At 70.3% G+C, this 4,914-nt stretch carries 4 protein-coding genes; all 4 read right to left on the bottom strand.

The annotated features are described in order from the left end of the window. Window positions 1-905 (bottom strand): glycoside hydrolase family 43 protein (locus tag D7X12_RS39305; RefSeq protein ID WP_120630278.1); only part of this gene is annotated, 905 nt, incomplete at its 3' end. A gap of 70 nt (window positions 906-975) precedes the next feature. Beyond that, complete coding sequence (locus D7X12_RS39300) at window positions 976-1,722, bottom strand: type 1 glutamine amidotransferase domain-containing protein (RefSeq protein ID WP_120630277.1); 747 nt, start codon at window positions 1,720-1,722, stop codon at window positions 976-978. 57 nt (window positions 1,723-1,779) lie between these two features. Further along, the gene (locus tag D7X12_RS39295) at window positions 1,780-4,383 is read right to left on the bottom strand and encodes an Ig-like domain-containing protein (RefSeq protein ID WP_147443946.1); all 2,604 of its coding nucleotides are present in this window, start codon (window positions 4,381-4,383) and stop codon (window positions 1,780-1,782) included. A 168-nt stretch (window positions 4,384-4,551) separates the two neighbouring features. Further along, window positions 4,552-4,914: LytR/AlgR family response regulator transcription factor (locus tag D7X12_RS39290; RefSeq protein WP_147443945.1), on the bottom strand; the 363-nt coding region annotated here is incomplete at its 5' end.

The raw sequence follows: 4,914 nt of genomic DNA, 5'->3' as shown, positions 1-4,914 counted from the left end.
GGGCTGGTGTTCGGGTCGCCGTTGAGCAGCACGAACGAGTGGTGGCCCACGCCCTTCGCATACAGCGTGGGGGTCCAGCCGCTCATCATGATGCCGCCGTTGGCGCCGAAGAGGCAGCCGTTGGACTTGAACCAGTCCCAGACGTACGTCGGGTCGCCGTCCGCGCGCAGGCGCAGGTCCGCGAGGCAGTAGTTCGTGTCCCAGCTCCCGTTGGCCGAGTACACGATGTGGAGCTGGCCGTTCGGGTCGATGACGACCTGCGGGCCCTCGTTGACGCGCGTGGGCGGATTGGGGTCGACCTTCTCCCACCACTCACGGGGCTGCGAGATGACGTACCGCGCGCCGGTGACGGTGGTGGGGTTCGACATCCTCGCGATGAAGAGCGTCTGCTCGCCGTTGGTGTTGCCCACCCAGCCGGACCAGACGAACCAGCGCTGGCCCCGGTAGGTGAAGGCCGTGCCGTCGATGGCCCACTTGTCTTCGGGAAGCGCCATCCGCACCGCCGCGGAGTAGCCCGAGGCGGGCGACTGGGACTGGATGGCGTACATGCGGTGGGCGCTGCCCGTCCCGGCCGCGAAGTAGATGACGTAGGTGGTGCCGTCCCGGATGATCTCCGGCGCCCACACCTCGCCCAGGCCATTGGGATTGCCCCACACCTGCTGCCGGGGCGCGCTCGCGAGCGCGGCCACCGACGCGGCCGTCCGCACGTAGAGCCGGCTTCCGTCCGACTCCGCGGAGATGTACGTGCTGTTCACCCGGAGGATGGACGGATCCGCGTTCTTGATGGCGAGCCGGACGGGCTGGTGGCTCGAGCCCAGCTCCTCCGGGAGGGGGAGGTCTTCGGGGCCACAGGCGGGGAGCAGGCCCAGCAGGGCCGCGGCGAGCAGGGACTTCAGGGCACGCATCAATCTCTCCATGAAAAACGTGAATTCTTGGGAGATTGAGTCTACCCGTTCGAGGCGCGAGGGGAACGTCTCACAGCCGCGCGAGGAAGCGCTCCGCGAAGAGGTACGCGTCGCCGGGCCAGCGGGCGGAGACGTAGCGGCCGTCCTCCACCACGAAGGCCGGGGTGTGGTCCGTCGCGGTGCCGCGCCTGGCGACGACGCGGGGGCCGCGCTCGAAGTGGGTGGCTTCCGCGAGCGCCGCGACCACCTCCTCCTCCACGTAGGCGGGATAGGTGCGGTAGTAGCGCCCCAGCTTCCAGGCCGTGAGCAGGTACGCGGAGCGCTCCATGTACTTCGGCAGGCACGTGGTGCGCGTGCCGTGGAGCACGCTCCTGCCGGTGGCGGGGTCCTTCGTTCGCGCGAGCACCAGCACGCCGTGGCAGATGGCCGCGACGGGCCGCTGGAGCGCCCAGAACGCCGCCACCTTCGCCTGGAGCGCCTCGCTGCCCAGATACTGCCGCATGCCCGGCGCGTGGCCTCCGGGGAGCAGCAGCGCGTCGAAGTCCTCCGGCATCACCGCGTCCCAGGTCAGCGGCTTCTGGAAGCCCTCGGTGAGGGTGAGGTCGCCGTAGAAGCGCCGGGGCTCCGGGTCCGCGCCCAGCTTTCCGAAGAGCACGCCCGTGAGCAGCAGCGGATCCGCCGCGGGCATGTGGCCGTGCTCCGTGGCGAACACCACCTCATGGCCCGCGTCGGTGAGCTTGCGCCAGGGCACGGCCACCTCGGTGACGTCGAAGTCACGGTCGGGCAGCGGGACGAGGACGCGGCGGGCAGGGGACATGCGGCCAGTCTTTCCGCATGCCCGGGTCCTGACAAGCCGCGCCGCCCCTTCACGGACTCAGTGGACGCGGCCCGCGGGCAGGTTGGAGCGGGGCGGGAAGCCCGGGACGGCGGCCCTGTGCGCGCCCTTCTTGCCAGTCAAGGTCCGCAGGGCCGGCGGTTCGCCGCACACCAGCGCGGTCAGGTCATCCTGACGACGCCCCAGGTCGTTGAAGACGTGGGGAGGTCCCGCGCCCGTGGGATCCGGCATGGGAGCCGCGCTCATGAGGAAGGGGGACAGGAAGGCCGTCTGTCCCGTGGAGCGCGGCCCGACGTGGAGGAAGAACGTCTGGGTCTCCCCCGCGTGGCAGCCGTTGCACGTGTTCACGGAGAACTGGTGGCGCGCTTCGGGGTTCACGCCGGGAGCGTTGAAGAGGAAGCCGAAGGGCGTGAGCGCCGAACCCGCCTGGAACGGTTGACCGTTGAAGACGGGGGGCAGGGTGTGCGTCCCCGCCAGGATGGCGGCCTCGTTCTGCTGGATGTAGTCCGAGAGCATGGGGGAGCCGCTGAGGAAGAACTCGGGCGTGAGCGCCACCGCCGCCGGGGCGAGGCCGGTGGGACCGAGGTGGAACTCGCGCAGCTCCCACTCGAATTCGAGCGCGTTCTCGTTGGTGCGCACCTGGCTGATGGCGCTGCCGAGGAAGCGGTCCGGTGCGACGAAGGCCTTCGTGAAGCGGTCCGTCAGGGCCTGGAGCTTCGCGTTGTAGCCCGGGTTGCCAACGCCCACCCTCCCCAGCTCATGCCAGTCCCGCGCCCAGCGCTGGAGCTCCTCCGGCGTGCCGCCCGGGAGCACGTACTCCAGGATGACGGTGAACGGCGTGGGATTGCCGGACGGGTCGAGCACGCCGAACACGAAGCGCCCCTCGCCCGCGACCACCCCCTCCTGTCGCAGGTCCATGCGGTTGACGATGGCCAGCAACCGGAACGGCGCGGTGTTGAAGTCCAGCGGCTGGTTCACGCCGCCGCTGCGCGCCTCCCAGGCGTTCGTCACCAGCGTGCGGATGCTGGGGCGGGGCGGGACGAAGGACGCCTGGATGAACTGGGGCTGCTCCCAGGTCCGCAGCCAGGTGCGCACCATCGCGGACGGGTCCATGCCGCCGTTCATCTCGCGCAGCAGCGTGCCGAAGGTCCAGGCCCCGCTCCCGGTGGTCCGCGCGGGGTCCTCCACCACGGACAGGTCGGTGATGAGCAGCTCTTCGAACGGATCCACCTGACACGTCAGCGGGTCGCAGGCGGTGGCGGACTCGCAGCCGTTGGCCGCGCTCCCATCACAGTCGAAGGTGCCCACCACGCAGCCCAGGCCGCAGGTGCCCGCGCCGCAGACGGCGTTGGCGGAGGCGGCCCCACCGCACGTGGTGCCACAGGCTCCGCAGTTCGCCTCATCGCTCAGCAGATTCGCTTCGCAGCCGTTCGCCGGGTTGCCATCGCAGTCTCCGGTGCCCACCCCACAGCCCGGCTGGAAGGACGCGCAGGCGGAGCGATTGCCCGCCGCGTCGCGGGCCGCGCCGAAGAGCTGCACGTTGAGCTGGGCGGGCACCAGGGGCATCTGGGCGATGCCGTTCGTCCCCGCGGCGACCTCGGGCGTCGAAGGTGAGGGCACGGTGCAGGCGGCGTCCGAGAACAGCGCCATCCGGGCGCCGGCCTCGGTCTGGACCCGCACCGCCGCGACGAACGGCGACACCGCGAAGGGAATGACTCCCGGAAGGAACGTGGGCAGCGCGGGGGCGAGGGTGTCATTCACATACGTGGCGGCCGCGGAGCAGGCGGAGAGGTTGCCCGCCGCGTCCAGGGCCCGAACGGAGAAGGTCGTGGAGGCATTGGCGGCGACCGTGCGGGCGAGCGTGAAGGCCCCTGTGGAAGCGTTCGCGCTGACGCTGGTGAGCGGCGTGCCCACGCAGCCCGCGCCCGCGAAGAGGCGCACGGTGGCGGCGGCCTCCGTCGTGCCGGTCAGCGAGGGCTGCGTGTTGTTGGAGGGGGAGACGGGCGTGAAGCCCGTCAGCACCGGGACCGTGGGCGGGACGACGTCCGTCTGGCATTCGAGCAGTTCGAGCCCACCCATGGAGATGACCTCGATGCCGGCGCGGCTGTCGTTGTCCTCCGTGATGTTCAGTCTGTATTTGACATAGGTGCCTGGGGCGGCGACGGGGTACTCGCGCCGCTCGTGGCCGGCCCAGTTGATTTCATTGGGGCGCGTGTCGACCACCACCCAGGCGCTGCCGTTCCAGCCTTGGAGCGTGAACGTCCGGGGGGCACGGGTGGTGATGCTGCCATTGGCGTAGTTGATGGCGTAGTGGGTGACCCTCTTCGGGCCATTCGCCCATTCATAGGCAATCCATGCGGGGATGGTGCCCTGGCTGGAGATCCACATCGTGCTGTGGGTGCTGTCGAAGGCCCTCCAGGCCTCGTAGGTGGTGCCGTAGGCGCCGGAGCTGGTCACCGTGCCGGCGGGGAGGGTGGCGCTGGTCATCTGCGGGACGAGGCTGCTTCCACAGACGAGTCCCTGTTCGCTGCTGCGTATCGCGGGCGGTGGAGGTGGGGTCTCTTCCCCCTGACATCCCGGCACGGTGGCCAGGGTCAGGGCGGCGGCCAGGAAGAGGCCTGTTCTGGAGGTGGGAACGCTCATGCGGTGCTCCTTGCATCCATCGCTTCAGGTGACGGCCGGGGCGCTCCCTCGCGGGCCGCGAGGGAGCTGTGCCGTGCCGTCGTTGTACGGGCGTGCCCGGGCGCGCCCTGAAGTGATGTGTCGGAACTGCTGGAGCAAGGGATGAAACGTCCGCCGGCTGGGACGAAGTCAGAACGACTGTCGCAGCAGGGCCTCCACCGCGGCCTTGCGGCCGGGGCTCAGTCGCAGCCGCGTGCCGTCGCGGAGCACCACCACCCAGCCCTTGTCCACGTCGGGCTCCAACTCGCGGATGCGGTCCACGTTGACGAGCAGGGAGCGGTGGACGCGCACGAAGCGGCGCGGATCCAGCCACTGCTCCACCTGGCCCAGCGTCTCGCGGAGCATGGGCTTGCGAGTCCCCGCGTGCAGCACCACGTAGTTGCCTTCCGCCTCGCACCAGTCCAGCTCCTCGACGGGGATGAGCAGCACCTTGCCGCCCGTCTTCACCGCGATGCGCTCCACGGGAGCGCCGCTGGAGGGCTGGGAGGGTTC

Source organism: Corallococcus sicarius (assembly GCF_003611735.1).
GTDB classification, from domain to species: Bacteria; Myxococcota; Myxococcia; order Myxococcales; family Myxococcaceae; genus Corallococcus; species Corallococcus sicarius.
This window is presented reverse-complemented; position numbering and strand designations above follow the sequence as displayed.